This is a genomic window from Herbaspirillum autotrophicum (assembly GCF_001189915.1).
Taxonomy (GTDB): domain Bacteria; phylum Pseudomonadota; class Gammaproteobacteria; order Burkholderiales; family Burkholderiaceae_D; genus Herbaspirillum; species Herbaspirillum autotrophicum.
Window position 1 is genome coordinate 40,749 of record NZ_LFLS01000026.1, and the last position, 23,661, is coordinate 64,409.

Here is a 23,661-nt window from a genome sequence, read left to right on the forward strand (position 1 = left end):
ACAAAAAAGCCCCGCGACACAACATCGCGGGGCTTTTTACGATTACTACCGGTATCGTTCGTGTTGCTGGTGTTTTACTGTTTTCGCGTGCCGCGTTCGGAAGCCAGCGTGATCGGCGCCGTGGAGGCTTTCTTGATCGTTGTATTGCGGTTGTTCTTGGCAATCACCGGTGCCTTGCGAATCGGTTTGGCAGGCGAATGCACGACCTGACGCACGCGTACCGGACCGGCGGCTGCCGTGTTGGCAACCTGCAATTGCAGGCTCTGACCATTGGCCAGAACATCACGATGCAAACCATTCCATTGCTTGATCTGCGCCACGCTGACGCGGTAGCGTCCGGCAATCGACGCCAGCGTATCGCGCTTGCCGGCCTTGACGTAGATGCGGCGGGTATCCGGCACATCCGGCGCAATCGCCATGCGGGCGTTGTCGGCGACTTCCTGGGTGATATCGTTTTCCGCCAGCGCCTCGGTCTTCGGTACCAGAATCGTGGAGCCGGCCTTGAGCACCATCCGTGGCGGAATCTGGTTGACGCTGCGGATCACGTCCGGCGTGGTGCCGAACTTGCTGGCGATGGTTTCGATGCGCTCGCGGGCGCTCGATACGGTGTGCGCAGTCCATGACGACAGTGTCTGGGTCCACTTGCCGATATTGGCCTTGAATTTCTCGGCATTGCTTTCCGGCAGCAGAATCTTGGTATCGTCGCCGCCGATGATCACCGGACGGTTGAATTGCGGATTGAGCGCCTTGAATTCATCGAGCGACAGTTCGGCCAGTTGCGCGGCGACCTTGACGTCGATATTGCGGGTCTTGCCGATGGTCACGAAGTACGGCTGGTTATCGACCTTGGGCAGATCGATGCCGTATTCGCCGGGGGTGGCGATGATGTTCTTGACTGCCTGCAGCTTCGGCACGTAATTGCGGGTTTCATTCGGCATCAGCGCCGACAGGCTGTTGAAGTCGATCGGCAGGCCGGCTGCCAGGTTCTTGTTGATGGCGCGCTGTACCGAGCCTTCGCCCCAGTTGTATGCCGCCAGCGCCAGTTGCCAGTCGCCGAACATGCCATACAGCTTTTGCAGATAGGTCAGTGCGGCATCGGTCGAGGCCAGTACATCGCGGCGCTCGTCGGTGAACATGTTTTGCTTGAGGTTGTAATCACGCCCGGTAGAGGGAATGAATTGCCACATGCCGGCGGCTTTGGCGGTCGAATACGCTTGCGGATTGAACGCCGATTCGATGAACGGCAGCAGTGCCAGTTCGGTCGGCATGCCGCGCTTTTCCAGTTCCTGGACAACGTGGAACAGATAGCGCGAAGCGCGCACGGTCGTGCGTTGAATATAGTCGGGACGCGAGCTGTACCACTGGGTTTGCGAATCCACCAGCGGATTTTCCAGATCGGGAATGGCAAAACCCTTGCGAATGCGGGCCCAGACGTCGATATCTTGCATGCCCGGCAGGGCGGAAGTCGGATCGTTGGGATTGATGGCGTTGAACGGCGCGGGGTAAATCGAAATGTCGTTGGCGTGGACGAGGAGCGGGGTACCAAGAGAGAAGAGTGCGGCAATAGCCAGTTTCTTGAATGTTCGCTGCATGGATGCGGGGTCCTGTGCCTGAGGCCTGATAAGTTGTTTCAGTTCAATATCGCGGCACTTCCGAAGCGGGTTGGAAGTGTGCTGTCCGGCTTGCAGCGCCTGTGGCGCCGCGCCCATTGCTGCTGAAACAGCCTGTAAGCCAATGAAGAAAGCCGATGAAGATTTGAAAATAATGATGGAGTGTACGTAAGCCCCTTTTGCCCAGTCAAGTAAAACTTGATGCTTGTTACAAAGCTTAAGCCCTTGATTCGCTTGAGATTTGTGTGGCAAAGATGGCAAGCAGGATGCAACTGGCGGGACAATGCATATTATTTATAGACATTCTTCCATTCGCGCAGCGCCGCCAGCGCTGCCACCGGTCCGGCTTCGGCCAGCCGGCCGGCGGCCTGCAGGCGGGCAATCACGGCCGCTTCGGTCGCACGCAGAAACGGATTGGTCTGCTGCTCCAGCGCAATGGTGGAGGGCACGGTGGGCTGGCCGCGATCACGTTTGGCTTGCTCGTCGGCGATGCGTTGTGTCAGCAGCGGGTTGCCGGGTTCGACTTCACGCGCAAAGCGCAGATTCGACAGGGTGTATTCGTGGGCGCAATAGACTTTGGTGGCGCCCGGCAATGATGCCAGTTTGGCAAGAGAGTTCAGCATCTGCGCCGGCGTGCCCTCAAACAGGCGGCCGCAGCCGCCGGCAAACAGGGTGTCGCCGCAAAACAGCCAGTGCTGCTCAGCGGCAACATAGGCAATGTGGCCGCGCGTGTGGCCGGGCACATCAAGTACCGACAAGGTCAGCGCCAGTTGCTCGATATATACCGTGTCACCTTCGCCGAGGGGTACCGTGACGGTCGCGATATTTTCATGGGCCGGCCCATAAACAGGGACTTTGGCGTGTTTCAGCAATTGCGGTACGCCGCCGACATGGTCAGCATGGTGATGAGTCAGTAGAATAGCGACCAGTGACAAGCCATGTGCTTCAAGGGCGGCCAGGATCGGTCCGGCATCGCCGGGATCGACCACGGCGGCATGAACGCCATCGTGAATCAACCACAGGTAGTTGTCGTCGAATGCCGGAACGGTCAACACACTTAATGAATTTTTCGGGAAGGCTGGCATAGGGCTCGCGATGGATGCAATGTCGGAAAAATCAATTATAGCCCTCGATACCTGGCTGCAAACGCCAATGGGTAGTTACGTCCGCACACGTGAGCAGAGTTTGCTCAATTCCCTGACGGCCGATATTTTCGGCTTCAATGCGGTGCAGATCGGTTTGCCGCAGATCAACGCGCTGGAAGCCAACCGCATGCCCTATCGCTGGCTGACCGATACCTGTGTGCCGGCGGTGGCGGTGCCGGGGCGCGAGATTCCGATGGTGGTGGCGCATGACTTCACGGAATTGCCGTTCGCCAGTCAGAGTCTGGATCTGGTGGTGCTGCCGCACGTACTGGAATTCATTGCCGAGCCGCATCAGGTATTGCGCGAGGTGGAGCGGGTGCTGATTCCGGAGGGGCAGGTTATCATCTGCGGTTTCAATCCCACCAGCTTGTGGGGCATGCGCCAGGCCGCCGGCCGTTTGACCGGCGCGCACTTTTTGCCGCAGAACGGTGAGTTCATTCGCCTGCCGCGCCTGAAAGACTGGCTCAAGTTGCTGAATATGGAAGTCAATCGCGGGCATTTCCTGTGTTATGCACCGCCACTGGCAACCGAGGCATGGCTGGAGCGCTTCAGTTTCATGGAACCGGCCGGCGATCGCTGGTGGCCCTATCTGGGCGCGGTCTATATGGTGCAGGCGATCAAGCGGGTGCAGGGCATGCGCCTGATCGGACCGGCCTGGAGCAAACAAAAGATCAAGGCCCCGAAAGGGGTGCCGGCCACCAACAAAATACACAAATCGGAGTAGAAGCAAGCATGGATGAAGTAAAAGAAATCAGCAGCGACAAAGTAGTGATTTATGCCGATGGCGCCTGCAAGGGCAATCCCGGCACCGGCGGCTGGGGTGCGCTGATGATTGCAGGCGGCCACGAAAAGGAATTGTGCGGCGGCGAACGCAATACCACCAACAACCGCATGGAACTGAAGGCGGTGATTGAGGCCTTGAATGCATTGACGCGGCCGTGCGACGTCACGGTATTCACGGATAGCCAGTATGTGCAAAAGGGCATCAGTGAATGGATTCACGGCTGGAAGGCGCGCGGCTGGAAAACCGCTGCGCGCGAACCGGTCAAGAATGTCGACCTCTGGCAGGCGCTGGATGCGGCGCAGGCGCAGCACAAGATCGAATGGCGCTGGATCAAGGGTCATGCCGGTCACGCCGGCAATGAGCGCGCCGACCAGTTGGCCAATCGCGGTGTGGAGCTGGCGCCGCGGCAATAAATACCGCTGCCGGTCAGTGCCGGCCGCGGCAGCAAAGCAAGCAACAAAGCAAGCAATAAATAAAGGCAGAGTGTTATGCGACAAATCGTTCTCGATACCGAAACGACCGGACTGAATGCGCGCAGCGGCGACCGCATCATTGAAATCGGCTGTGTTGAGTTGCTCAACCGCCAGGTGACCGGCAACAATCTGCACCTGTACATCAATCCCGAGCGCGATTCGGAAGAAGGCGCGCTGGCGGTGCACGGACTGACCACCGAATTCCTGAGCGACAAACCGAAGTTCGCGCAAATCTCGAACGAGTTCATCGAGTATGTGCGCGATGCGGAAATCATCATCCACAACGCCACCTTTGACGTCGGCTTTCTCGACGCCGAATTCAAGCTGCTCGGCTTGCCGCCATTCAAGGAGCACGTCAGCAATGTGATCGACTCCCTGCAAATGGCCAAGGAAATCCATCCCGGCCGCCGCAACTCGCTCGATGCGCTGTGCGACCGCTACGGTATTTCCAACGCCCACCGCACCTTGCACGGCGGTTTGCTGGATGCCGCCTTGCTGGCAGAAGTCTATCTGGCGCTAACGCGCGGCCAGAATTCCCTGACCATGGACCTCGGCGACAGCGACGAAGACGGCGCTTCACTGGCAGAACTGGCGCTGACCCCGCTGGCCGATATCATCGTCAAGCCCGCCGGCGAAGAAGAGATCGGTTTGCACGAAGCCTTGCTGGACGGGCTCGACAAGCAGGTCAAGGGCGCTTGCGTATGGCGTGCGGTACCGGCGGAAACAGAAAATAGTTAAGTGCGTGTCGAGAGGCTTGTTTATTTCGATTGTTCTGTGAGATAATTCGGGCCGCTTCACGGCGCAGCAGTTTTTCTGCAACGCGGTCGGCGCAAGAGGAAATAAAACGAGAAACAAAACGGAAGGTTAGCTCAGGGGTAGAGCACTGCATTCACACTGCAGGGGTCGCAAGTTCGAAACTTGCACTTTCCACCAGAATTTAGTTAGTGCAATCAAGCACTTACAGCGAACAAAGCCGACTCTTAGAGGTCGGCTTTTTCGTTTGTGGACTTTCTGTGGACTAATTGGGCGGTGTTGTTTAGATGCTCATCAATCTGTAGGGATTTAACAGCAGCGCAAATGTCCTGTTGGTGTACAGAACGACGTCTTGCTGGCCTTCACGGTTTTCGTAGAGATCCGCAAACAGCAACAGCGCAGCCGATTTCACCGGTGCCGGCACGTCTTCCCCGACAGGAAAGGCGCGGCCAAGGTAGTTTTCAATGTGCGCTTTGGCAGTTGCAATCATATCCAAAATTTGCAAATCCTCCCGATCCATATCCTCATCCACGCGAGTGTGTGCTTTGGCTTCTTGCAGGGTAATCATTTCAATCTCCATGTTTGTGACGGGGCGACGTCACACAAAAGTAAATTCATAGTCGGTAAATACGGTTTCTCCGGCATCCACACCCAGTCGGCCCAGCGCCATGATGGCGGCCACAATGCCGTCGATGCGCTCTGTGGATTTCGCCTTGCTTGGCTTGGTGTTGCCGGCAGCGTCCATTTCCACCGCGACATTGGAAGCCATCCAGCGCAGGACAGGATTGCCGCCGTGGTTGACCTCGGCGGCCAGTACGCGCTTTTCGAGTTCCTTGGTAGGGCTGCTCATTGACGCGAAGCCTTGGCCAAACCCAATCATTTCAAACCCGTCGCCGGTAAGCTGGGTCGAAAGCTGGGCGGCGTTCCATCGATCGATCGCAACTTCCTTAATCTGGTACTGCTCGGCCAATTCGTTGAGTTTGGCCCGGATATAGTCGTAATCGATGACGGCGCCTGGGGTGGCGATAATATGGCCTTGTTTGATCCAGAGGTCATACGGCACGCGGTCACGCTCCGAACGCTTCTTAACGCCATCCTCAGGGACAAAGAAGAATGGCAGCAGATGCACTTTTGCACCAATCCCAAAAGCCAGCACAAGGGCGCTAATGTCGGTCGTGGTCGATAGGTCGAGGCCAGCGTAGCAACTCATGCCGGTCAAGTCTGGCAGATCGCCAGCGCATTTGTCCCAAGCGTCCATCGCAAGCCAGCGAGTGGCCTGCTCAGTCCATTGGTTCAGCATCAGGCGCCGGAAAGTATTTTCGTAGGCTGGCATCTGCTTTGCCTTGAGGCATTCAGCAGCCAAGTATTCTTCGCGGACGGATGTTCCCAAACCCGGATGGGCTTTGTACCAGGTCTCAGGCTTTTGCCAGTCGTCGTCTTTTTCTGCTTCATACACGACGGGCAAAAATGAATCATCGATCAAAATGCCGTCGCGCACCTTGCAGGCGTGTGAATAGAGTTCGTAGCAGATCGAGTGTCGATCATATCCAGCTGTGGTGATGGCCACGGTCAGCGGCTGGCGGCGCGCTCCGGTACTGGTGGTCAGCACGTCCCATAATTCCCGGTTTGGTTGCGCGTGGAGCTCATCGAAAATGATGCAGGAAGCGTTCAGGCCGTGTTTCGTATAGGCGTCGGCAGACAGCACTTTGTAGCTGCTGGCGGTCGATTGCACTACGATGCTGCGCTTGTACGACCGCACACGGCTGCGCAAAGGCGGGCTGGCGTCTGCCATCTGCTGGGCCATTTCGAACACAATGGCCGCCTGCTCACGGTCAGCGGCAGCGCTATACACTTCCGCGCCAGCCTCACCATCGGCCAGCAGGCAATACAAAGCAATGCCGGCAGACAGCGTGGACTTGCCAGCTTTGCGCGGAATTTGGATATAAGCGGTGCGATAACGGCGGGTACCGTCGGCACGTTTCCAGCCAAAAAGCGGCTTGATGATCTTCTCTGATTGCCACTCAGAAAGCACCAGCGGCTGGCCGGCCCATTCGCCTTTGGTGTGCGTCAGGCATTTCTCGAAGAATTCCACGGCACGATCTGCCGCCACGGCGTCGTACCAGAATTCCCGCTCCGACTTATTGGGCAGTGATTTTTTATTGGAAGAATTTTTCGGTGTCGTCATTGCCGCCTTTCTTCGGGCTTTGTAGTTTGGCGCGCGCCGCTGGCGTCAGGCCAAGCTCACATGCGTAGGCGCGCATCTGTCCCAACAGCGCCGATTTAAGTGGTTCGCCGGCCTTCACCGTAGCCACAATTTCGCCATAGGTTGCGCAATGACCGATCAGCACCGAGTTATCGACGCAGGTCAGCACGCCGAGACGGTCCAGTTCCGGCACAATGCGGTTCCATTCTTCGCGTGCGTCGCCCACAAGCCAATCCGGACAGTCAGGCGCGCCGGTCGTTGGCTCGATCTCGGAATCGTTCATGGGACGCTTTCCGGGATTGCCTGCCAGCTTCTTTATCGCGGTAGGGGTTGGTCTATTCGCCATCGGATCCTGAAATGCTCAACTGCGGATGCGTGCGTGAAGGGAAGCAGACGGTTCGGGGCGCTCAGTTGCTGGTGATTTTTTGTTCCAGTGGTGGTGCGGGTCGAGCGGCATGCCATCCGCATCGCAGCCCTTCATCCAGTTGCCGTGCTGATCATGCTGTGTCTTGAGAGAGTGGCAGGCGTGACACAAGTTCTCAAGATTGCAACGCTCGTTATTGGTGGCGTCGTTGTCGATATGGTCTACCTCATTGCCTTGCTCGATGCGGCCCTCGCGCTGGCACTGCGCGCACAATGGCTGCTCTGATATGACCAAGGCACGCAGGCGGCCCCAAGCCGCGCCATTGAGCGCCAATGTGCGTCCGTTTGCTTGCTGCTTGACCTTGAGGTTACGCTGGCCTGTGGTGCGAACCACGGCCGACGCTGGCTTATGTCGCTTGATTGGGCTTGGCATCATCTATTCCTTTCACTGCTGGCAAGTTCTCCAGGCGACGGGCTTCGCTGCGCAACAGCCAGCCGGCATCAATGCCCTTGTCGTAGAAGTCCGCTCGGTTGGTGCTATCGCCACGCAGCAAACCCTCAACGCTATGCTCTGCGAACAATTGCTTGCGGGCTGCCGAGGTCAGTAGCTGAGTGCTGATGGCCTGTTCCCAGCAGACCAGATGGCGGCGCAGGGTGTGGGTGACAAAGGCGCGGTTCATCTCCACGCTATTCGAATAGTTACCATGACGCAGGTCGCCGATGACGGTCGGTGGTACGCGGAACAGACGCGCTATTTCCTCAACCGAGAATTGACGTGATGCCAGGTACTCGCTGTCCTCCATGCTCATGCTGACGGTCTGGTATTCCACTCCGTTATCGAGAATCGCAGTCCTGCCAGCATTGGCCGCACCAGCATGCTGGGTATCCCATGAAGCCTTGAGGCTGTCCCGCTGCTCCTTCTTCAGTTGCTGAGGGAATTTCAGAATGCCGGAAAGCTTGGCGCCGTTGGCAAACGTTGCCGTGCCGTGGTCGCGCTCAACCAGTGCCAGCTCGATAGTTTCGCGGCTGGCGGTCAACGGGCTGATGCCTGTTTTTCCATTCTCGCTGCGGTGGCGCAGATGGAATACTTCTTCCTGAAGCAAGCGGCGGATCTTGCCGCGTTGGGTCACGTCATAGGCCAGCCGGCCAGAGTCCAATTCCAGAACGGTGATCTGCTGAAGTGGCTCCAAGGCGATCACCTGGCCGGCACCGTCGCGGATGATCTCAGCATACGCATTACCTCGCAGCAGAACGGCGGCTTGCATCATTTCCCGAAATTCCATAGCGGTCTGTAACGGGTTCGCCTGATACTGCAGAACGTCGTACAGCGGATGATCGCTGGCGCGTACACGGTCGCCGTCAGCCGTCTCTCGATACAGGTGCAAGGGCAGACTGCCGATCGTCTCGCTGATGGCCGATACGCAGGCATACACGGCGCTAATCGATTGCGCCTGCCCGGTCCTGCCATTACCCAGCAGCGCCACCGCATCCCAGCTTGGATCACTGCGCTGCTCGGGCTTGATCAAACCCAACACTCGTTTTATCAGGCTCATTCGTAGGCCCGTATGATGTAAGTGGACAAGTTGTCTAGGTAATCCTGTGTGCGCCATTCGCCCATGCTGCGCAAGGCAACGCTGGTATCTCGATAAGCTGGGTCCGCAGTGATACTGATTTCAGACAAGGCAATGTCGGTCAGGTCGCGGGTCAACTGGCCATTGCGCATTTCCCAGCGCTGGCCACCCGGATTAACCTTAAACCCGAAGCTCACACCGGCAATGTCGCCTCTCTCCACCAATACGCTTAAATCACGTGCGTATGTGACGTCGGGCAGGGACATTTCGAACTGGATCCCTTTGGTATTTTCGGTCAGCGCGAGAGTGCCACTGCCGACGCGGGCCAAGATGCGCTGGGCATCATGTTCGTATAGCGCCCGTATGTTGTCCGGCTGTGAAAGCGAACGTTTCACGGCGCCGGGCATAACTCGTTCAACAAACCCGCCCAAATCTTGGGACAGCGAGTTATACAGGATCGCGTAGCCGGCCAGCTTGCCGGGCGAAATGGCGCGTAATTGGCCGCCACTTCGTATTTCAAAGCTATTCATCAAGCTTGATCCTCCGCGACAATACCCGCAGAAATCACCGATGAACCAATCATCAGGCGTCCGTATAGCAACCCGACTGCCTTGCCTTGCGCACTGGTATTGACCGGGCCATTGAAGTTATAGCTTGCCCCGTTTTCAACGTTGTCCCTGGTTGAGATTCCACGCTGTTGAGGTGATAGCATTTGCACAATGCCGCCTGCCATCATGGCAATTCCAAATCCTATTAAAGGTGCGCCAGAACCAGGGGCGGGAACATTCATAATTGCGCCAACAACAATCAGCACCGCGCCCAAAACCGTTTGCAGCAGACCGCCGCGCTTGCTACCCTGGATCACCGGTGCAATACGAATATCATCATCGCCGACAGGATCTTGCAGGTGATCTCGACCGATATTTCTTTTGCCGAGAAATACTGCGAATGTGATACCTCGGCTGCGTCCGCTCATCAAAGCTCGCTCGAAGCCAGGTAACATAATTCGGAGCGCGTGTACCGCTTCTGCTGCGCTACGCACAGCAAGGCGATGTACACGCCCGCAAGTAGTGCCGAGCGTGCCATACAGGCGAATGGTTCGCATTTTTTCGCTCATAGCGCCCCCGATATTTACGCGATGTCGGAAGCGACAACAAACGCTTCTTCATGGCGAACATTCACATCGGCAGTCATCATGGCGCGGACCATCACGCCGCCGCGCTTGTATGCGGTTTCAGCGTATGGGTTGACCAGCAGATCGACTTCACCCCACAAACCCAGCAGCATTTGCGAAAAGTCGCCCAAGATGATTTGTCCTTTACCGGCCTTGAGCGGCACCTGCTTGGTGACATTGAGTGGCAGATCAGCCATCTGACCACCAGTGGCCAAGTAGGTCGAGCCGGCAGTTTCGGACTTGAGCGTACCGCGCAGCTTCGTTGCTACCGTAGGGAGGGTAAGCCAGCTATTGGCGGAAACATTCACGTCTTCCAGCTTTTGTACCAGCGTCAACACAGCGTCCCATGTAGGAACTGCCAATGTGCCAGATTGCAGGCCTGGGCGATTCAACAAGCCCAGCGGCTCTTTTACACCGTCGCCAATCAACATAGCGCGGTCCAGAGCTTCGGCCATGACGTATGCCAGATCGTCGCGCACGAGTTGTTCGATGCTTGGATCGCTTTGCTGGAGCAACTGGCGGGACATTTCAGTGAGTGCGCCAACGTGGCGCGGCTTCATGCCGATGTCTTCGAAGCTCATTCCGGATTCAGGCAGTGCTTCGTTTTCAGAAACCCAGCCAGCGGACATACCTGATTTGTATTTCGGGATGGTCAGATCACCACGCAAGCCGGACAACACGCGAGCACCGAGCTTTCGCATCAGCAGCGAATTGCGCAGCGGGCCGATGAACTGATCAGCGCGGAAATCACCTGGCACGATGCCGGCGGCGGTAGTGGTCGTTTGGGCTCGGGATTCAAACACCGACATCGGGACGTAGATACCCTCGGCTGCCCGGCCATTTGAGCGAGTGGCTTCTTGCTGGAACTCAGCCAGAGCACCATCGACGCGGCCGTCGCGCATCTGGCTACGGATTGCGTCCAGCAGGTTGATGCGGCTTTCGAGCGCTGCTGATTGACGGTCCACCGGCTGGCCTTGTTGGCGGCGCTCGGCTTCAGCCAGGAACAAGGCGCGGGATTCGTCGGCTTCGAGGTCTGCAATCTTGGTTTTGAGGGCTTCGAACTTCGCTACTTCGTCGCCGGTCAGGCTACGCTTTTCAGTTTGTGCGGTTTCGACTAATTTACGCAGTTCTGCGACGGCTTGAGCGCGCTGCTCTTTGATTCGATGCGGCATGGGTGGTCCTTTGCAAAGGGGGAGGGAATAGCCTCTTATAGCAAAGGATGTCAGCCGGAATAACGTGCTACGAAAGTTAATACTTCCATACACTTCAACGTACAAATGCCGTGGTAAAGTTGCACCGTCCAACAACAATAATCAGTGAAAGGTCGGCATGAAAAGGGATTGGGATTTAATTCGAAAACAACTGACCGACATCGAAGAAGAAAGCGATGTCTTTGCTGAGCTACCTAAGAAGCAGGTTCAATGGCTCGACGGTGAAACTGAAGCAGACTTTCTCAAGAAGCAAAAGGAATATGACGAAATAGTCGGTCGTATCCTCGGTCATCTTGAGTTGCTCGTTGAGGCTGGATATGTCGAAGGTATCAGCGTTAAAAGAGGGGCATCGGGAGATCTTTATTACAGCCGTTCCAGTCCGCGTTTAACGATGGATGGTCATGATTTGCTCGATACCATGCGCTCGGCGACAATCTGGAATGCGGTTAAAGAGACGGCAAAGAAAAAAGGTCTTGAGCTGACCTTTGATGCCATTAAGCTTTTAGCGGGGGCGGCCCTGAAGCAAGTTGTCGGCGGCTAATTTCCACAGAAGTAGTGACACGTTCTGTTACAGAGTCTGTGGGGCATATGTAAACAGTTCCGAATTCGGAACTGTTCCAGTGCTGCGCTAGTTACAGTGTGCCTGAGAGTACTGCTTTCAAGTGGCGCTGAAGACCTTCTTCAACTTTTGCCTTCCCGTTGATCGTGTTGTCGTAGAAAATCGTTCGAAACCCCGATATATCGAATGGTAATTTCGTGCCACGTTGAGCTAGAAGGATAGTTGGTTTTCGTAGAGCATGCGCATAGCCAACCTCATAGAAAACGTTGGCGTTCATTGGTGTAATGTCTGCAATTATTAAGCTTGATTCGACAATCTGTTTCTGTATATCTGTCAGGATTGATCCTGGGCCATATCTTTCGTCTGCCCGTAATGTTTCCACCGAAAATTGTTCACATATTGGTTTTATAACTTGTGCGTACAAGTCGTTGAACGACTCCGTAAATTCCATTACTACAAAGGCGGTTGCGCTCACTGAGGATACACGAAAGTCTCGAAAATCGATTTCGTCTTTGGAGAAGAACCAGGCTCCGAGGGTGTACTTTGGGACGCTGTATTTTAAATCTGTGTTGATAAGTTGGACTCCATCTAGCACCACTACGACGCGAGATCCTGTAACCGAGACTTCAAGATGGTAATCGTGATTTTCAAGAAGGCTGGTTGCACTACCTACGGCGCCGTAGTCTGTCCAAGTTGGTGTGGCGCCTGTTGATCCATTTTGGCTAGAAATGCCAGGCCACATGCGTACACTACACAGAGGGCCAGACCCTAGTATTACGCTCAAATGCGCCCCAAGCTCTGGGTTCGCCATCAACGTAATCCCAGCAGCAAGTCGTTCTGATATCTTTTTAAAATTTATTGTGGCACTTACTTTTCCGCCACTAAATCGAGCATCCGAGAGCATTTGTGCGACTTTTGCACCATCGTGCTTTATTTCGCCTTCTTCGGTTGTATACGTAGACGTACCCCCTGGAAATCGGAGGTGATTCGGACTTTCAACTGAAGCCTCACCAGAAACAGGCACCCAACGAAATTGCATACTCCCTCCAATAGTTATTATCTTATCCCAGTGCTAAATTAGCATGTTTTAGCCGGCAGCAAACCCCATACCCTGGCAATATATAAAAGGAGTTCAGATATTGAACAGGGAGAATTTTTTTTGGACTTGTGTAAAATCACATGCGAAATTCATATTTCATGCGGGTTTTCAGCTTGTTTTTGGAATTCTTCCAGTGTTCAAATTTTGAACTGGAAAGTTCGCTACCTGTTCAGATTCTGAACTGAGAAAAGTCCCTTTCAGTTCATATTTTGAACTGGAACAGTTCAGATTTTGAACAGGGGGGATTTTTTTCGTCAGTTGTTTTTTCTTTCCCTCTTCTTGAAGTTCGCTGAATCGCTCCACTAGGGCGCGCTCAGCGTCTCGTACAGTCTCATACCGTAAATAATCGTTACTAGCAGGCATGGACTGGATACCGATCTTCGGCTGATCTAGAACGGGCAGGTCAGTGAACCGATAAAGGGATGGTGTGCGCTGACGTTGTTTGAGGCCACCCTCTACCGTAACTGCAATAAATCCCATTGCTCTGAGCTCGTACAGGGCCTTTGCGAGTGTGGCGGAGGCGGTCCAACCCTTATGCCTCATATCGCCTAATGTGGCACTTATATTTCCATTATTCGTGCCAGTGATTTTTTCTCGCAGGTCAAAGAACAGTGCTTTTGCGGCAAATCCAATGACTCTGTACGCCGGGCTGTTAAGCAGCGATGCGTACACCCGAATATGGCGTCCTTGAGGGTCTTGATACTTGGGCTTAGCCATACCGCTTCCGCATCATTACTTGAATATCGCAGTCGAGCAAAATCCGACGCCTTGCAGTCTCTGAAAACTCATCGAGGCGAATAATCGTTTCAAAAACTGTCCAGAAATGGACTACGCCATTTAGCTTTATGGTGAAAAAGCAATCCTCATCGCTCTCTCCGAGGCCGAGATTGCCACCACAGTAAAGAGGGCTAGATTGGTGTTGATTTTGCGAGGGGACGAGCGTGATCGTACTAGGCATGGTGACCTCCTTTGTCGGCAGTGATGCCGCGCCCCGCTCTCAAACGGGGTGGGCGGCAGATAGCAGGGTTGAGAGACCGGTGACAAAGGAAACCGGCAGGCCGAAGCCTCCCCACCACCACCGCCCATAGAAGGATCAGCATGGTTCGGACGAAAAAATACCGCTTGGCAGCGGCTGTCCGCCTTTGTCGTTTCTGGCTCTCACCCCAGGTCCCTTTTTTCTCAGGGACGTGTCGAGAATACTCCGGCAGTAAACCGGCGTCAATAGCTTTCGTTGCGGTGATCAAGATGCAACTCCGGCGAAGGTGTAACGCTTTACGCGAGTTTCCCCGAAGCGCGTAGGCACCCATTCCCAGGTGTCACTAAACAGATTCCCTTTGCTGCGCAGGGTGGAAATTGTGGAGTGAAGGCAATGATCGCCCAAGCGCTCAGCTTCAAACCGATTCAGGCTCTGCCCGGAACGCATGATCGCCAGGATCATCGTTTCCTTGTTGTGCTGGCCATCCACGATCAAACCCCGGCGACGGTTTGTTCTGTTTGTGCTTCCATCTTGGCGCGCCACTCTGCGGCCGCCTCGATGCTGATCATGGTGCGACGTCCGATCTTCATCAGGCGCGGTCCTTTTCCCTCATTGACTAGCTTGTGAAAGAAGCTGCGGGAGATATTGCCGTGGCCGGCGCAGAAGTCGGCGATAGTGAGAGATTGCTTGTTCATGAGTATCCTTATCAGTGGTTACGAAGCCGCTGGCTAGCGGTGTGATAAGGATTCTCTGTTGGATTAAAAAAATATCAAAAACGGCTAGACGGAATAAATCTGTTTATCTCGGCAATGGTCTGACGGAATAACGCGGTTTATTCCGTCAGGGGGTTAAAGAACAGTTCCGGATGCTCTAAATATCCTCGTGCCGTTTTAAGGGCTGATTCCGCTAACTGCTTTGGTTCTCCGAATAGGCCGGGGATCACTTTTCCGTCGAATTCAAAATCATTTTTCCCGGCTAAACACCACGCTAAATTGATCGATCGGTTTGCATCGTGATATTGTCGAATAGTATTTTCGGAAATGCTGAAATGATCTGCTAATTGTTTAACAGCATTCCGTCTAAATTTCTCCATTTTTTGTCTAATGTCGATTACTTCAACGCCTATTTCATCAGCTAGCTCGTTTGCAAAAATCAGTACAGTTTGTGTCTCGACATAAACATTTTCTAAACCGGCTCTGATTTGTTCTCGATCTTTTCTTGTGACCTTAGAGTTTGATTTTCCCCTCCGATCGGAGAGTTTTACATCGCCTAATACAATGCGCGCCAAGAAGGCGCGGGCTATGGGCGGGATGGGCTTGTCGCTGCGGAGCAGGCCTGCCAACTCGTCAGGATCGCCGCCTTCTTGGTAGTGAAGTGCCGCTCCCATCCATTCAATTTCCGATTTTCTATCTTCGTAAGTTTTTTCCATTAGATAACCCTCATCAATTTTTGTACAGCCGCGGCTTTATGTTCTGGGGCCAAATGTGCGTATCGCAGAGTCATTTTCAGATCAGAATGCCCCAATAATTCACGCACTGTATTGAGGTCGACCCCGGCCATGACGAGCCGGCTTGCGAAGTGATGCCGCATATCATGCCAGCGAAAACCGGTAATTTCAGCGTTTCGCAGGAGATTGCGCCAGGCAGTCTTAATTTCAACCAGTGGCTTACCCCCTTTGCCGGGAAATACAAGGCCCTTCAAAGCCCCTTCGGAGGGGTGTTGCTTTATCCATTGCGATAGGACGGCTTGAGCCTCGTCGTTGAGAGGTACATGGCGTCCCTTGTTGCTTTTCGCGGTGGCGCCACGGATGAAGATATACGGATCATTTTCCAGATTCACATCGGCGATACGCAGCTTGAGCATTTCGCCCTGGCGTACTCCGGTATTGATCGACAAGAGGACGGCAGGCTTCAGATAGTCCAGATATTGGGCTTCGGTCAAATGTGGGAGCAGTTCGTAATGCCGCGCAGATCGCCAAATATTCGCCCTTGCGCGGCCTTCACGCTCTCGCGTTTCTCGCATGTCTAGTGCGGCGCGCAGGCGTTTTTCTTCGTCACTGGATAGAAACCGCACGATAGGATCAGCGTTGCTCTTGAGCGCCTTTATCGACTTCATCGGGCTTTCTGCCAGCAGCTTCCAATCAACCGCACGCGAGAAGACAGGGCGCAAGGCCCCAATGTCTCGGTTCACTGTAGATGCGGCCTTGCCGGCTTTGATCCTGTTTGCCCGCCATCTGGTGATAGATAGGGTATCGACCTCGGCCAAACCCTGGTCCTTGAAAGTCGCAAAGCACTTTTTCAGCCTTGCTATGGTTGCCTCGGCAGACTTGGATTTGCTCCGCAGATGTTCGCCGTAGTCACCGTCAATGAACCCGAAGAGAGTGAGCTTCCCGGCCAAACGGACTTTCTTGTCATCAGCAGGGTTCTCGCCGGCGGCAATTCTACCTAGCAGGATGCGGGCGGCCTCTCGCGCCTCGCTAACGCTGGTGCTGGGATAATTCATCCCCAAGGAGTAGCGCTCTTGTCTGCCGCTCTTGCCGGAATATCGGATCGCGAAATTTGCCGCACCGCTCGGCGTCAATCTGACCAGAAAACCTTTAACGTCCGTATCCATGATATCGAGCGTTTTTTCTGTCGTTTTTGTGTCGCGGAGCAATTCGCGGGTGATCTTTGATTTCATGCCTTTTTCTGCCGTGGACTTTCTGTGGACTATTTCGGCAATGTATCAGCATGAACAATCAACAACAACAAAATACCTAAGTATTTGATTATTATGAATAAATAAAACTTCTATGGACTTCCATAAACACCCCTTATCGCTTTCACACTGCAGGGGTCGCAAGTTCGAAACTTGCACTTTCCACCAGAATTCAAAAAGCCAGCCTTGTGCTGGCTTTTGTCATTTCTGCGTCATCCATTTTGCTCCATCCATTGTCCCTCAGGGATTTTCCGGAGCGGCGATCTCCGGCCACACCGCGTTGCCATCTTCACTGTGCAGGTCCATCAGTTCGGGATGAATGAACAATTTGTCCTTGCCCGGATCCGGCTCGCGCATGTCAATTCTGAAGCATTGCATTTTCACTTACTGCACCGTCATTTGCGCCAGATCGCGAAGGGCGGAGATTGTTGCCGTGGTCCGCTGCGCCGTTTCTTTTGCCGCCTGCCACATAGGTGGCTCCCTTTTGATCATGACCGCTGCCGGCATGTATTTCTATTGGGAAACTAAATGCCGGCATGGATTGATATTCAATGAACAATAATGGATGCATCGATTTCTGATGCGTGTTGTTCGCCGTGCAGATCTCGGATTTATTTGGTGAAAAGTGAGATGAAGGGGCAAGTTGCCAGCGATTTCTCTGCAATAATGGAGTGCCACCGGGAAGACGAACGACGAACAAATACCGGCACACAAGTCAGAAAATAAAGCAGATAAGTACCAGGTGACGCGCATTCAACTGCCGTCCAAGAGCGTGTTCAGGGAAAAGAAAAATGAAAAAAAGTGTTGGCCTGTCCGTGCCTCTGGCATATCGGGCAGGAGAAGCCGGGGGCGCTCGATCTGTTTTTGCGCGTCACTTGCTCGCGGTTACGCTGACCGCAGGCGCAATGCTGCTGGCGCCGGGGTACGCAAACGCCGCAGCATCCGATCCCGATGCGGTCTATTTCGATATCAACCGATTCGATGTGCGTGGCAACACCATGCTGCCGGCAGACAAAATCAATGCGCTGCTGGCGCCCTATACCGGCAAGCAGCGCGAGTTCGCCGACGTCGCGGCGGCGCAGGAAGCCTTGCAACTGGCTTATCGTGAAGGCGGCTTTCCGCTGGTGAATATTGAAGTGCCGGAGCAGGAGCTGGATCAGGGCGTGGTGATATTGACCGTGACCCCGGCCCGCATCGGCAGCGTCAAGGTTGAAGGCAATCAGCATGTCGATCAGGCCAATATCCGTCAATCGCTGCCGGGGCTGGTGGAAGGGCAGGCGCCGAATCTGAGCGCGATTTCCAAAAGTCTGAAACTGGCCAATGAAAATCCGGCCAAGAAAACCATTATGAGTTTGCAGAGCGGCGAGCAGGCCGATCAGGTGGATGTGCGGCTGGCCGTGACCGATGAATCGCCATGGAGCGTTGCCGTCAATCTTGACAACACCGGCAGCCAGCAAACCGGCCGCACACGCGCCGGGGTCATTTTGCAAAATGCCAATCTGTTCGGACGCGATCATGTCTTGAATCTGGGCTACAGCACCACGCTGGAAAAACCCAATCAGGTCAGTGTATATAGCGTCGGGTATCACATTCCCTTGTATGCGCTCGGCGATTCGCTGGATTTCTTCGGCGCCTATTCGGATGTCGATGCCGGCACCGTGACAGCGGGTTTGCTCAACCTCGGCATCAGCGGCAAAGGGTCGATATACGGCGCACGCTATAACCAGAATCTGACGGCCGGTGCCAATTATGAATCCAAGCTGGTGTACGGGCTGGATTACAAGGCGTTCAAGAACAGCGTGCAAGTGCTGGGCGTGGATATCGGCAACAGCGTTACCGTGCATCCGGTCAGCGTCGGCTATCAGGGCAACTGGACCCATGCCAGCGGTGCGGTCGGTTTGGCACTGACCTTGCTGCACAATATTCCCGGCGGCGAGCGAGGCAACCAGCAAGACTTCGACATTGCCCGCCTCGATGCGCGCGCCGATTACAATATCCTGCGTTTCGGCGGCAGCGTGACGCAAGCGTTGCCGGCAGAGTGGCAAGTGCGCGCCATCATCAATGGTCAATACACCAGTGACGCACTGATTTCCGGTGAGCAGTTCGGCGCCGGTGGCGCGACCTCGGTGCGCGGCTTTGACGAGCGTGAAATTTCCAACGATTCCGGCATCAACGGCAATCTCGAACTGTACTCGCCGCAGTTGTGTCGCAACGGCGACTGGCAATGCCGCGTGCTGGGCTTTTACGACATGGCGCGCGCCACCCGCAATCAAGCCTTGCCGGGTGAATTGAAACTCATCACGATCAGCAGTATCGGCGTCGGTGCCCGCGTCGCCTTCCGCAAGAATGTCGATCTGCAAATGGACATCGGCCATGTACTGCGCGCCGAGGCCACGGCCACGCAGCGCGGCGACAATCGTTTGCATGTGCGTCTCAGTCTGACGTTTTAGGAATACCATGAAGATCAACACCGATTCACTGTTGCAGTCACGACCCGGCCTGGCCGGCAGCCGGTGTACTTTGCTGGCGTTGTCGCTGGCGCTCTGCTTTGGCGTCAGCGCGCCGGTACGCGCCAATCCGAGCGGCGCCACCGTGGTCAACGGCAACGTCACATTTTCCCGGCAAGGGAATGTGTTCACGATTACCAACAGCCCGAATGCCATCATCAACTGGTCGAATTTTTCGATTCAGGCCGGCGAAGTCACGCGTTTCATCCAGCAAAACAGCAGCAGCGCGGTGCTCAATCGCATTACCGGACAAGATCCGAGCCGGATTCTGGGCGCCTTGCAATCGAATGGCCGGGTATTCCTGATCAATCCCAATGGCGTCATGTTCGGTGCCGGCGCTCAGGTCAATGTGGCCGGTCTGGTGGCATCGAGTCTGGCTATCAGCAATACCGATTTTCTGGCCGGGAAATATAACTTTACGGCCGGCGCTGTCGCTGGCAGCGTCGTCAATCAAGGCGCGATCACCACGCCGTCCGGTGGCCAGGTGATGCTGATTGCGCCGGATGTCAGCAACAGCGGCATCATTACGTCCCCCAAAGGTGAAGTCTTGCTGGTTGCCGGACGCAGCGTACAACTGGCCGATTCGGCCGATCCGGCGATGCATGTGGTGGTATCGGCACCGACCGATCAGGCACTCAACCTCGGTGACGTGATTGCACAGGGCGGCAAGATCGGTATCTATGGCGCGCTGGTGAATCAGCGCGGCCAAATCAATGCCAATAGCGCGGTGGTCGGCGAGAACGGGAAAATCGTATTGAAGGCCAGTCGCACTGCGTTGCTCGAAGTCGGCAGCAGCACCAGTGCCACCAGTGTCGATGGCGGTGGCGAAATTCAGGTGCTCGGTACCCAAGTCGGTTTGATGGATAACGCCCGCGTCGATGCCAGCGGTCAGAATGGCGGTGGCACGGTCCTGATCGGCGGCGATTATCAGGGCAAGAACACGGCGCTCATGAATGCGCAGCAAGTCTATGTCAGCAAGGATGCGCAAATCGCCTCGGATGCCGTGGTGCAGGGCAATGGCGGCAAGGTGATTGTGTGGGGGGACCAGACCGCACAAGTGTATGGCGCGATCTCTGCACACGGCGGCGCGCACGGTGGCGACGGCGGTTTCATTGAAACCTCCGGACATCATCTCGATGTGGCCGGCATTCGTGTCAATGCCGCGGCGGCCAAAGGTAAGGCCGGACAGTGGTTGCTTGATCCCTACAACATTACGGTGGAATTTCCCGGCGATGATCGTCCGTTATCCGAGATGGCAGCTTTCGCCAATGTGGCTGACGGCGTAACCTCATCGGTCAACGGCTTGCAACTCTCGGGCGCGCAGGCTAATGTCACCTTGCAGGCACGCCATGATATCAACTTCAATACCGCAATCGACATTGCTGCGGCCAACGTCGGATTGACGGCGCAAGCGGGCAACAACATCAATGTCAATGCCAGCATCACTACCCACGGCGGCGCACTGCTCTTGTCGGCCAATGACAAAGGCGGCGGTACTGCCAGCGGCATGGGACGGGTTATCCGGTTGGCGGCGTTGAACACCAATGGCGGGGCACTGACCATCACTGACGTGATGACACAGATATTGAGCCAGACATCGACTCAGATATCGACGCCGATAGCGCAGGCGCTCAATACGACCGTCAATATCATCAACACTGCGTTACCGGTTTTGCCGGGGACGGGTTTTATTGCCACCCTTGTCAGCAGCCCCAAGGGAGAGGCCACGGCACCGGCATCAGATATCAAAAAAGACGACAAAACCGCGACCTCTAATCAACCAGCGAGCTCAGGACCCCTAACCAATGCGCCAATCAAAAAACTTTACTGTAATTAAGTTCGCGCTGTGCTCGGCGTTGCTGTCTTTCGCAGCGCTGGCACATGCCGCAGAAACCATCGGCACGGTACTGCTGCTGAGCGGTCCCTTGCTGGTCAAGAAGGCCGATGGCAAAAGCCGGATTCTGGCGCGCAACTCGGTCTTGTCCGAAGGGGACACGCTGGCCACGCGCAAGGACAGCTACGCGAAACTTCATTTCAGCGATGACAGTGAAATCATCTTGCAGCCGGAAACCACCTTGCGCATCGAGAAATTTTCTTTCGATGCCAGCCAGCCGCAGCAGGATCAGGCGCGTTTTGCGCTGGTCAGCGGCGGCCTGCAGGTCACGGCCGGACTGCTCGGCAAACGCAGTCCCGAACGCGCCATCCTGATGACCCCGCAAGGAGAGGTCAATATCGGCGGCGCCACTGCCATCATTGAATATCGCGAGGCCGATGTGGCAGCACAAGCGATGCTGCGCTCATTTCTGTTTGCCAGTACAGCGGTGCTTGATATCGCTGATGCGGCGGTGCGTACCGATGCGCCGGCGTTGTCCGTGAGCGCGCCATTGTTGCTGGCGCAGCTGCTGATACCATCACCAACGGCGACACGTGCTCCCGGTCTCTATGTACAGGTGCTGGACGGACTGATTCATGTCACCAATCCGGCCGGCACATCGAACTTTAGCGCAGGTCAGTTCGGCTTTACGCCGAGTGTGAAGACGCCGCCTGTCATGCTGCCGGTCAACCCCGGGATGCAATTTACACCGCCGCCTGCATTTTCTGCGCCGACTTCTGCCGTCGGATCCGGCGGCACCACACCTGGAATGGTCGACTGCGTGGTGCGATAGATTTACCGGCGGTGCATGCGCCGCCGTCTTCGCTCTTGGTACCGGGAGTGCACAACGACATCGTTGCGCTGCTGCCATAGCCAACACTCTTTTGCACGACAAATCTCCTCCCGCCTTGCAATGCACCATTGCGGATGCGGCATCGCAGCATCCGCAATGGCGCCAGTTCATTGTCGATGTCATCGAATAAGTCATTGTTTTCAATCATGATTTATTTGAAAAAATGACTTAACGCCAAGCAAAGCCCCCCTTCCAAAAATACGAATTGTGTCGCCTGCCGGCCCGCATCACACTGTGACCGCTGGTAAATCAACGCGTCTGTCGGTGCCCTGTGCCGATCATGCGTGATGCTGAAAATAACAACGCAGGAGACTTCATTGTCAGGTGTGGAACAGGCGCAATCGTCATGCGGTGCTGCGCCTGCTTCGGACCGTAGCAGGCGCAAGACGTACACAAAACGCAAAACCAACACCGGAGCTGTCGCGCTGGTGGAATGGCAATTCGGACTATCGATTTTCCTGGAGGAGATATGTTTACAACAAAAATGTCACGTTTGATTCTGGCTACCGTTTCTGCAGTGGCGGTCATGTCCGCCACTGCAAGCGGCAGCGCGCAGGCACAAAATGCCAAACCGGCCGAACTGAAGATCGGCATCACCACCTTCACCTCGGGGCCGGCTTCGGTATTCGGGGTGCCGGCCAAGCAGGCAGCAGAAATCTATATCGATGACCTCAACGCCGCTGGCGGTATCAATGGTGTCAAGGTGGTGCCGACCTTCATCGATGAAGGCGTCGGTGGCGACAAGCTGTTGTCGGAGTATCGCCGCGTGGTGCAGGAGCAGGGCGTGAAGGTCATGTTCGGCGCCATCTCCAGCGGCAGTTGCAACATCATCGCGCCGGTCGCGGAAGATTTGAAGGTGTTGAATATCCTGTGGGATTGCGGCACCGAAAAAGTGCTCGAAGAAAAACGCTATCGCTACGTGGTCCGGACTCAGGCCAACGCCACTACCGAAATGGTTGCCAGCGTGTTGTATCTGCTGCGTCAAAAGCCCAACTTCAAAACCATTGCCGTGGTCAACCAGGACTATGCCTGGGGCCGCGATTCATGGGAATTGTTTTCGCATACGCTGAAGGTGCTCAAGCCGGATGTCAAAGTAGTGGCCGAGTTGTTCCCGAAATTCGGCGCGTCCGATTTCTCGACCGAAATCAGCCGCTTGCAGGCATTGCGTCCGGACGTGATTCTGTCGACATCATGGGGTGGCGATCTGGATACCTTCGTGCGGCAATCGGCACAACGCGGTCTGATCAAGAATTCGCAATTCGTCTTGCCGCTGGCGGAAAGTTCGCTGGAGCGTCTCGGTACCACCTTGCCGGACGGCGTGATCGTCGGCGCTCGCGGTGACCATTACTTCCTGCATCCGGAATTGAAAGATGATCCCAAGCTCAAGAATTTCGTGCAGAAGTTCAAGGCCAAGACCGGTTCTTATCCGATCTATTCGGTGTATCACATGATTCAGGCGCTGGATGGCATGGTGTCCGGTTACGACAAGGCGATCAAGGCCAACAAGGGGCAATGGCCAAGCACCGAGCAACTGGCTGATGCCATGCACGGCCTGAATTTCCGCGGCCTGACACGGGAAGTGAAAATCCGCGCCGATGGTCAGGGCCTGGAAGATCAGTTGCTGGGCATTACCAAGAAAACTGCCGCGTACCCATTCCCGATTCTGGACAAGGTGGAAATCTATCCGGCTGAACTGATCACGGCGCCGGTCGGCCAGAAGTCGGTGGATTGGGTCAAGACCATCAAGCCGGAAATTCTGCGCGATCCGAAGATCAAGACTTTCCCGGCGCTGGCCAACTAAGTCGCCGCC

General features: G+C 55.3%; 26 protein-coding genes and 1 tRNA gene. 9 read left to right on the top strand and 18 right to left on the bottom strand.

Going from position 1 to position 23,661, the window contains the following annotated elements; genetic code table 11:
* Positions 1–74 precede the first annotated feature (74 nt).
* Together AKL27_RS18790 and gloB are read right to left on the bottom strand one after the other, a co-directional pair.
* Positions 75–1,592, bottom strand: coding sequence for a transglycosylase SLT domain-containing protein (locus tag AKL27_RS18790; RefSeq protein ID WP_050464431.1), 1,518 nt, complete (start codon positions 1,590–1,592; stop codon positions 75–77).
* Between the two features lie 308 nt (positions 1,593–1,900).
* Positions 1,901–2,695, bottom strand: coding sequence for a hydroxyacylglutathione hydrolase (gloB, locus tag AKL27_RS18795; protein ID WP_050464387.1), 795 nt, complete (start codon positions 2,693–2,695; stop codon positions 1,901–1,903).
* Positions 2,696–2,705: 10 nt separating this feature from the next.
* Between gloB and AKL27_RS18800 the strand changes: the two genes are divergently transcribed.
* The 4 genes from AKL27_RS18800 to AKL27_RS18815 all read left to right on the top strand — a co-directional run bounded on the left by AKL27_RS18800 (position 2,706) and on the right by AKL27_RS18815 (position 4,945).
* A complete protein-coding gene (locus AKL27_RS18800) occupies positions 2,706–3,479 on the top strand; it encodes a class I SAM-dependent methyltransferase (RefSeq protein ID WP_157057006.1) in 774 nt (257 codons plus the stop codon).
* Between the two features lie 8 nt (positions 3,480–3,487).
* On the top strand, positions 3,488–3,952 hold the full coding sequence (gene rnhA / locus AKL27_RS18805) for a ribonuclease HI (RefSeq protein WP_050464388.1): 465 nt from the start codon (positions 3,488–3,490) through the stop codon (positions 3,950–3,952).
* 75 nt (positions 3,953–4,027) lie between these two features.
* Positions 4,028–4,750, top strand: a complete 723-nt coding sequence (gene dnaQ / locus AKL27_RS18810; RefSeq protein WP_050464389.1) for a DNA polymerase III subunit epsilon — start codon at positions 4,028–4,030, stop codon at positions 4,748–4,750.
* A gap of 120 nt (positions 4,751–4,870) precedes the next feature.
* Positions 4,871–4,945 (top strand) — tRNA-Val (locus AKL27_RS18815).
* A gap of 103 nt (positions 4,946–5,048) precedes the next feature.
* On the opposite strand, the gene AKL27_RS18820 is transcribed toward AKL27_RS18815, so the two are convergent.
* The 8 genes from AKL27_RS18820 to AKL27_RS18855 form a co-directional block, all read right to left on the bottom strand.
* The gene (locus AKL27_RS18820) at positions 5,049–5,333 is read right to left on the bottom strand and encodes a head-tail connector protein (RefSeq protein ID WP_050464433.1); all 285 of its coding nucleotides are present in this window, start codon (positions 5,331–5,333) and stop codon (positions 5,049–5,051) included.
* A gap of 30 nt (positions 5,334–5,363) precedes the next feature.
* Positions 5,364–6,950 (bottom strand): terminase large subunit, encoded by a 1,587-nt coding sequence (locus tag AKL27_RS18825; RefSeq protein WP_050464390.1) that lies wholly within the window; start codon positions 6,948–6,950, stop codon positions 5,364–5,366.
* Positions 6,922–7,251 (bottom strand): P27 family phage terminase small subunit, encoded by a 330-nt coding sequence (locus AKL27_RS18830; RefSeq protein ID WP_050464391.1) that lies wholly within the window; start codon positions 7,249–7,251, stop codon positions 6,922–6,924. Before AKL27_RS18830 ends, AKL27_RS18825 begins: the two co-directional genes overlap by 29 nt.
* Positions 7,252–7,329: 78 nt before the next feature.
* A complete protein-coding gene (locus AKL27_RS27850; RefSeq protein ID WP_198156016.1) occupies positions 7,330–7,764 on the bottom strand; it encodes an HNH endonuclease signature motif containing protein in 435 nt (144 codons plus the stop codon).
* Positions 7,739–8,884 (bottom strand): phage portal protein, encoded by a 1,146-nt coding sequence (locus tag AKL27_RS18840; RefSeq protein WP_050464393.1) that lies wholly within the window; start codon positions 8,882–8,884, stop codon positions 7,739–7,741. The genes AKL27_RS27850 and AKL27_RS18840 overlap by 26 nt, the downstream gene beginning before the upstream one ends.
* Positions 8,881–9,432: an HK97 family phage prohead protease gene (locus AKL27_RS18845; RefSeq protein ID WP_050464394.1), complete on the bottom strand. Its 552-nt coding sequence runs from the start codon at positions 9,430–9,432 to the stop codon at positions 8,881–8,883. The genes AKL27_RS18840 and AKL27_RS18845 overlap by 4 nt, the downstream gene beginning before the upstream one ends.
* A complete protein-coding gene (locus AKL27_RS18850) occupies positions 9,432–10,019 on the bottom strand; it encodes a tail assembly protein (RefSeq protein ID WP_050464395.1) in 588 nt (195 codons plus the stop codon). Before AKL27_RS18850 ends, AKL27_RS18845 begins: the two co-directional genes overlap by 1 nt.
* 14 nt (positions 10,020–10,033) lie before the next feature.
* Complete coding sequence (locus AKL27_RS18855) at positions 10,034–11,248, bottom strand: phage major capsid protein (RefSeq protein WP_050464396.1); 1,215 nt, start codon at positions 11,246–11,248, stop codon at positions 10,034–10,036.
* Positions 11,249–11,405: 157 nt separating this feature from the next.
* Between AKL27_RS18855 and AKL27_RS18860 the strand changes: the two genes are divergently transcribed.
* Positions 11,406–11,828 (top strand): DUF2513 domain-containing protein, encoded by a 423-nt coding sequence (locus AKL27_RS18860; RefSeq protein ID WP_050464397.1) that lies wholly within the window; start codon positions 11,406–11,408, stop codon positions 11,826–11,828.
* A 91-nt stretch (positions 11,829–11,919) separates the two neighbouring features.
* Here AKL27_RS18860 and AKL27_RS27855 read toward each other — a convergent pair whose 3' ends face one another.
* The 8 genes from AKL27_RS27855 to AKL27_RS27860 all read right to left on the bottom strand — a co-directional run bounded on the left by AKL27_RS27855 (position 11,920) and on the right by AKL27_RS27860 (position 17,189).
* Positions 11,920–12,885, bottom strand: coding sequence for a TIR domain-containing protein (locus tag AKL27_RS27855; protein WP_157057007.1), 966 nt, complete (start codon positions 12,883–12,885; stop codon positions 11,920–11,922).
* A 168-nt stretch (positions 12,886–13,053) separates the two neighbouring features.
* On the bottom strand, positions 13,054–13,662 hold the full coding sequence (locus AKL27_RS18870) for a hypothetical protein (protein ID WP_232311028.1): 609 nt from the start codon (positions 13,660–13,662) through the stop codon (positions 13,054–13,056).
* Positions 13,655–13,903, bottom strand: a complete 249-nt coding sequence (locus AKL27_RS18875; protein ID WP_050464399.1) for a hypothetical protein — start codon at positions 13,901–13,903, stop codon at positions 13,655–13,657. Before AKL27_RS18875 ends, AKL27_RS18870 begins: the two co-directional genes overlap by 8 nt.
* Before the next feature lie 282 nt (positions 13,904–14,185).
* Positions 14,186–14,383, bottom strand: coding sequence for a helix-turn-helix domain-containing protein (locus AKL27_RS18880; protein ID WP_050464434.1), 198 nt, complete (start codon positions 14,381–14,383; stop codon positions 14,186–14,188).
* Positions 14,384–14,412: 29 nt separating this feature from the next.
* A complete protein-coding gene (locus tag AKL27_RS18885) occupies positions 14,413–14,616 on the bottom strand; it encodes a hypothetical protein (RefSeq protein WP_050464400.1) in 204 nt (67 codons plus the stop codon).
* Between the two features lie 137 nt (positions 14,617–14,753).
* Positions 14,754–15,350, bottom strand: coding sequence for a hypothetical protein (locus AKL27_RS18890; RefSeq protein ID WP_050464401.1), 597 nt, complete (start codon positions 15,348–15,350; stop codon positions 14,754–14,756).
* Entirely contained in the window at positions 15,350–16,600 is a 1,251-nt protein-coding gene (locus AKL27_RS18895) for a site-specific integrase (RefSeq protein ID WP_157057008.1), read from the bottom strand. The genes AKL27_RS18890 and AKL27_RS18895 overlap by 1 nt, the downstream gene beginning before the upstream one ends.
* A 376-nt stretch (positions 16,601–16,976) precedes the next feature.
* Positions 16,977–17,189 carry a hypothetical protein gene (locus AKL27_RS27860; protein ID WP_157057009.1) on the bottom strand — a complete coding sequence of 71 codons (213 nt, stop codon included), beginning with the start codon at positions 17,187–17,189 and terminating at the stop codon, positions 16,977–16,979.
* A 220-nt stretch (positions 17,190–17,409) separates the two neighbouring features.
* Between AKL27_RS27860 and AKL27_RS18900 the strand changes: the two genes are divergently transcribed.
* The 4 genes from AKL27_RS18900 (at position 17,410) to AKL27_RS18915 (ending at position 23,652) form a co-directional block, all read left to right on the top strand.
* A complete protein-coding gene (locus AKL27_RS18900) occupies positions 17,410–19,068 on the top strand; it encodes a ShlB/FhaC/HecB family hemolysin secretion/activation protein (RefSeq protein ID WP_232311029.1) in 1,659 nt (552 codons plus the stop codon).
* Between the two features lie 7 nt (positions 19,069–19,075).
* Positions 19,076–20,962 carry a filamentous hemagglutinin N-terminal domain-containing protein gene (locus tag AKL27_RS18905; RefSeq protein WP_050464402.1) on the top strand — a complete coding sequence of 629 codons (1,887 nt, stop codon included), beginning with the start codon at positions 19,076–19,078 and terminating at the stop codon, positions 20,960–20,962.
* The gene (locus AKL27_RS18910) at positions 20,931–21,791 is read left to right on the top strand and encodes a FecR family protein (RefSeq protein WP_050464403.1); all 861 of its coding nucleotides are present in this window, start codon (positions 20,931–20,933) and stop codon (positions 21,789–21,791) included. Before AKL27_RS18905 ends, AKL27_RS18910 begins: the two co-directional genes overlap by 32 nt.
* Before the next feature lie 586 nt (positions 21,792–22,377).
* Positions 22,378–23,652, top strand: a complete 1,275-nt coding sequence (locus tag AKL27_RS18915) for an ABC transporter substrate-binding protein (RefSeq protein WP_050464437.1) — start codon at positions 22,378–22,380, stop codon at positions 23,650–23,652.
* Positions 23,653–23,661: the final 9 nt, after the last annotated feature.

Excerpts from the sequence above, each read along its gene's own strand:
- AKL27_RS18870 (WP_232311028.1), bottom strand. The coding sequence starts at position 13,662 with ATGGCTAAGCCCAAGTATCAAGACCCTCAAGGACGCCATATTCGGGTG.
- AKL27_RS18900 (WP_232311029.1), top strand. The coding sequence starts at position 17,410 with ATGAAAAAAAGTGTTGGCCTGTCCGTGCCTCTGGCATATCGGGCAGGA.
- AKL27_RS27850 (WP_198156016.1), bottom strand. The coding sequence starts at position 7,764 with ATGCCAAGCCCAATCAAGCGACATAAGCCAGCGTCGGCCGTGGTTCGC.
- AKL27_RS18855 (WP_050464396.1), bottom strand. The coding sequence starts at position 11,248 with ATGCCGCATCGAATCAAAGAGCAGCGCGCTCAAGCCGTCGCAGAACTG.
- AKL27_RS27860 (WP_157057009.1), bottom strand. The coding sequence starts at position 17,189 with ATGCATCCATTATTGTTCATTGAATATCAATCCATGCCGGCATTTAGT.
- AKL27_RS18790 (WP_050464431.1), bottom strand. The coding sequence starts at position 1,592 with ATGCAGCGAACATTCAAGAAACTGGCTATTGCCGCACTCTTCTCTCTT.
- AKL27_RS18845 (WP_050464394.1), bottom strand. The coding sequence starts at position 9,432 with ATGAATAGCTTTGAAATACGAAGTGGCGGCCAATTACGCGCCATTTCG.
- AKL27_RS18890 (WP_050464401.1), bottom strand. The coding sequence starts at position 15,350 with ATGGAAAAAACTTACGAAGATAGAAAATCGGAAATTGAATGGATGGGA.
- AKL27_RS18860 (WP_050464397.1), top strand. The coding sequence starts at position 11,406 with ATGAAAAGGGATTGGGATTTAATTCGAAAACAACTGACCGACATCGAA.
- AKL27_RS18840 (WP_050464393.1), bottom strand. The coding sequence starts at position 8,884 with ATGAGCCTGATAAAACGAGTGTTGGGTTTGATCAAGCCCGAGCAGCGC.
- gloB (WP_050464387.1), bottom strand. The coding sequence starts at position 2,695 with ATGCCAGCCTTCCCGAAAAATTCATTAAGTGTGTTGACCGTTCCGGCA.
- AKL27_RS18910 (WP_050464403.1), top strand. The coding sequence starts at position 20,931 with ATGCGCCAATCAAAAAACTTTACTGTAATTAAGTTCGCGCTGTGCTCG.
- AKL27_RS18895 (WP_157057008.1), bottom strand. The coding sequence starts at position 16,600 with ATGAAATCAAAGATCACCCGCGAATTGCTCCGCGACACAAAAACGACA.
- AKL27_RS18830 (WP_050464391.1), bottom strand. The coding sequence starts at position 7,251 with ATGAACGATTCCGAGATCGAGCCAACGACCGGCGCGCCTGACTGTCCG.
- AKL27_RS18905 (WP_050464402.1), top strand. The coding sequence starts at position 19,076 with ATGAAGATCAACACCGATTCACTGTTGCAGTCACGACCCGGCCTGGCC.
- AKL27_RS18825 (WP_050464390.1), bottom strand. The coding sequence starts at position 6,950 with ATGACGACACCGAAAAATTCTTCCAATAAAAAATCACTGCCCAATAAG.
- rnhA (WP_050464388.1), top strand. The coding sequence starts at position 3,488 with ATGGATGAAGTAAAAGAAATCAGCAGCGACAAAGTAGTGATTTATGCC.
- AKL27_RS18885 (WP_050464400.1), bottom strand. The coding sequence starts at position 14,616 with ATGAACAAGCAATCTCTCACTATCGCCGACTTCTGCGCCGGCCACGGC.
- AKL27_RS18880 (WP_050464434.1), bottom strand. The coding sequence starts at position 14,383 with ATGATCCTGGCGATCATGCGTTCCGGGCAGAGCCTGAATCGGTTTGAA.
- AKL27_RS18800 (WP_157057006.1), top strand. The coding sequence starts at position 2,706 with ATGGATGCAATGTCGGAAAAATCAATTATAGCCCTCGATACCTGGCTG.
- AKL27_RS18850 (WP_050464395.1), bottom strand. The coding sequence starts at position 10,019 with ATGAGCGAAAAAATGCGAACCATTCGCCTGTATGGCACGCTCGGCACT.
- dnaQ (WP_050464389.1), top strand. The coding sequence starts at position 4,028 with ATGCGACAAATCGTTCTCGATACCGAAACGACCGGACTGAATGCGCGC.
- AKL27_RS18820 (WP_050464433.1), bottom strand. The coding sequence starts at position 5,333 with ATGATTACCCTGCAAGAAGCCAAAGCACACACTCGCGTGGATGAGGAT.
- AKL27_RS27855 (WP_157057007.1), bottom strand. The coding sequence starts at position 12,885 with ATGCAATTTCGTTGGGTGCCTGTTTCTGGTGAGGCTTCAGTTGAAAGT.
- AKL27_RS18915 (WP_050464437.1), top strand. The coding sequence starts at position 22,378 with ATGTCCGCCACTGCAAGCGGCAGCGCGCAGGCACAAAATGCCAAACCG.
- AKL27_RS18875 (WP_050464399.1), bottom strand. The coding sequence starts at position 13,903 with ATGCCTAGTACGATCACGCTCGTCCCCTCGCAAAATCAACACCAATCT.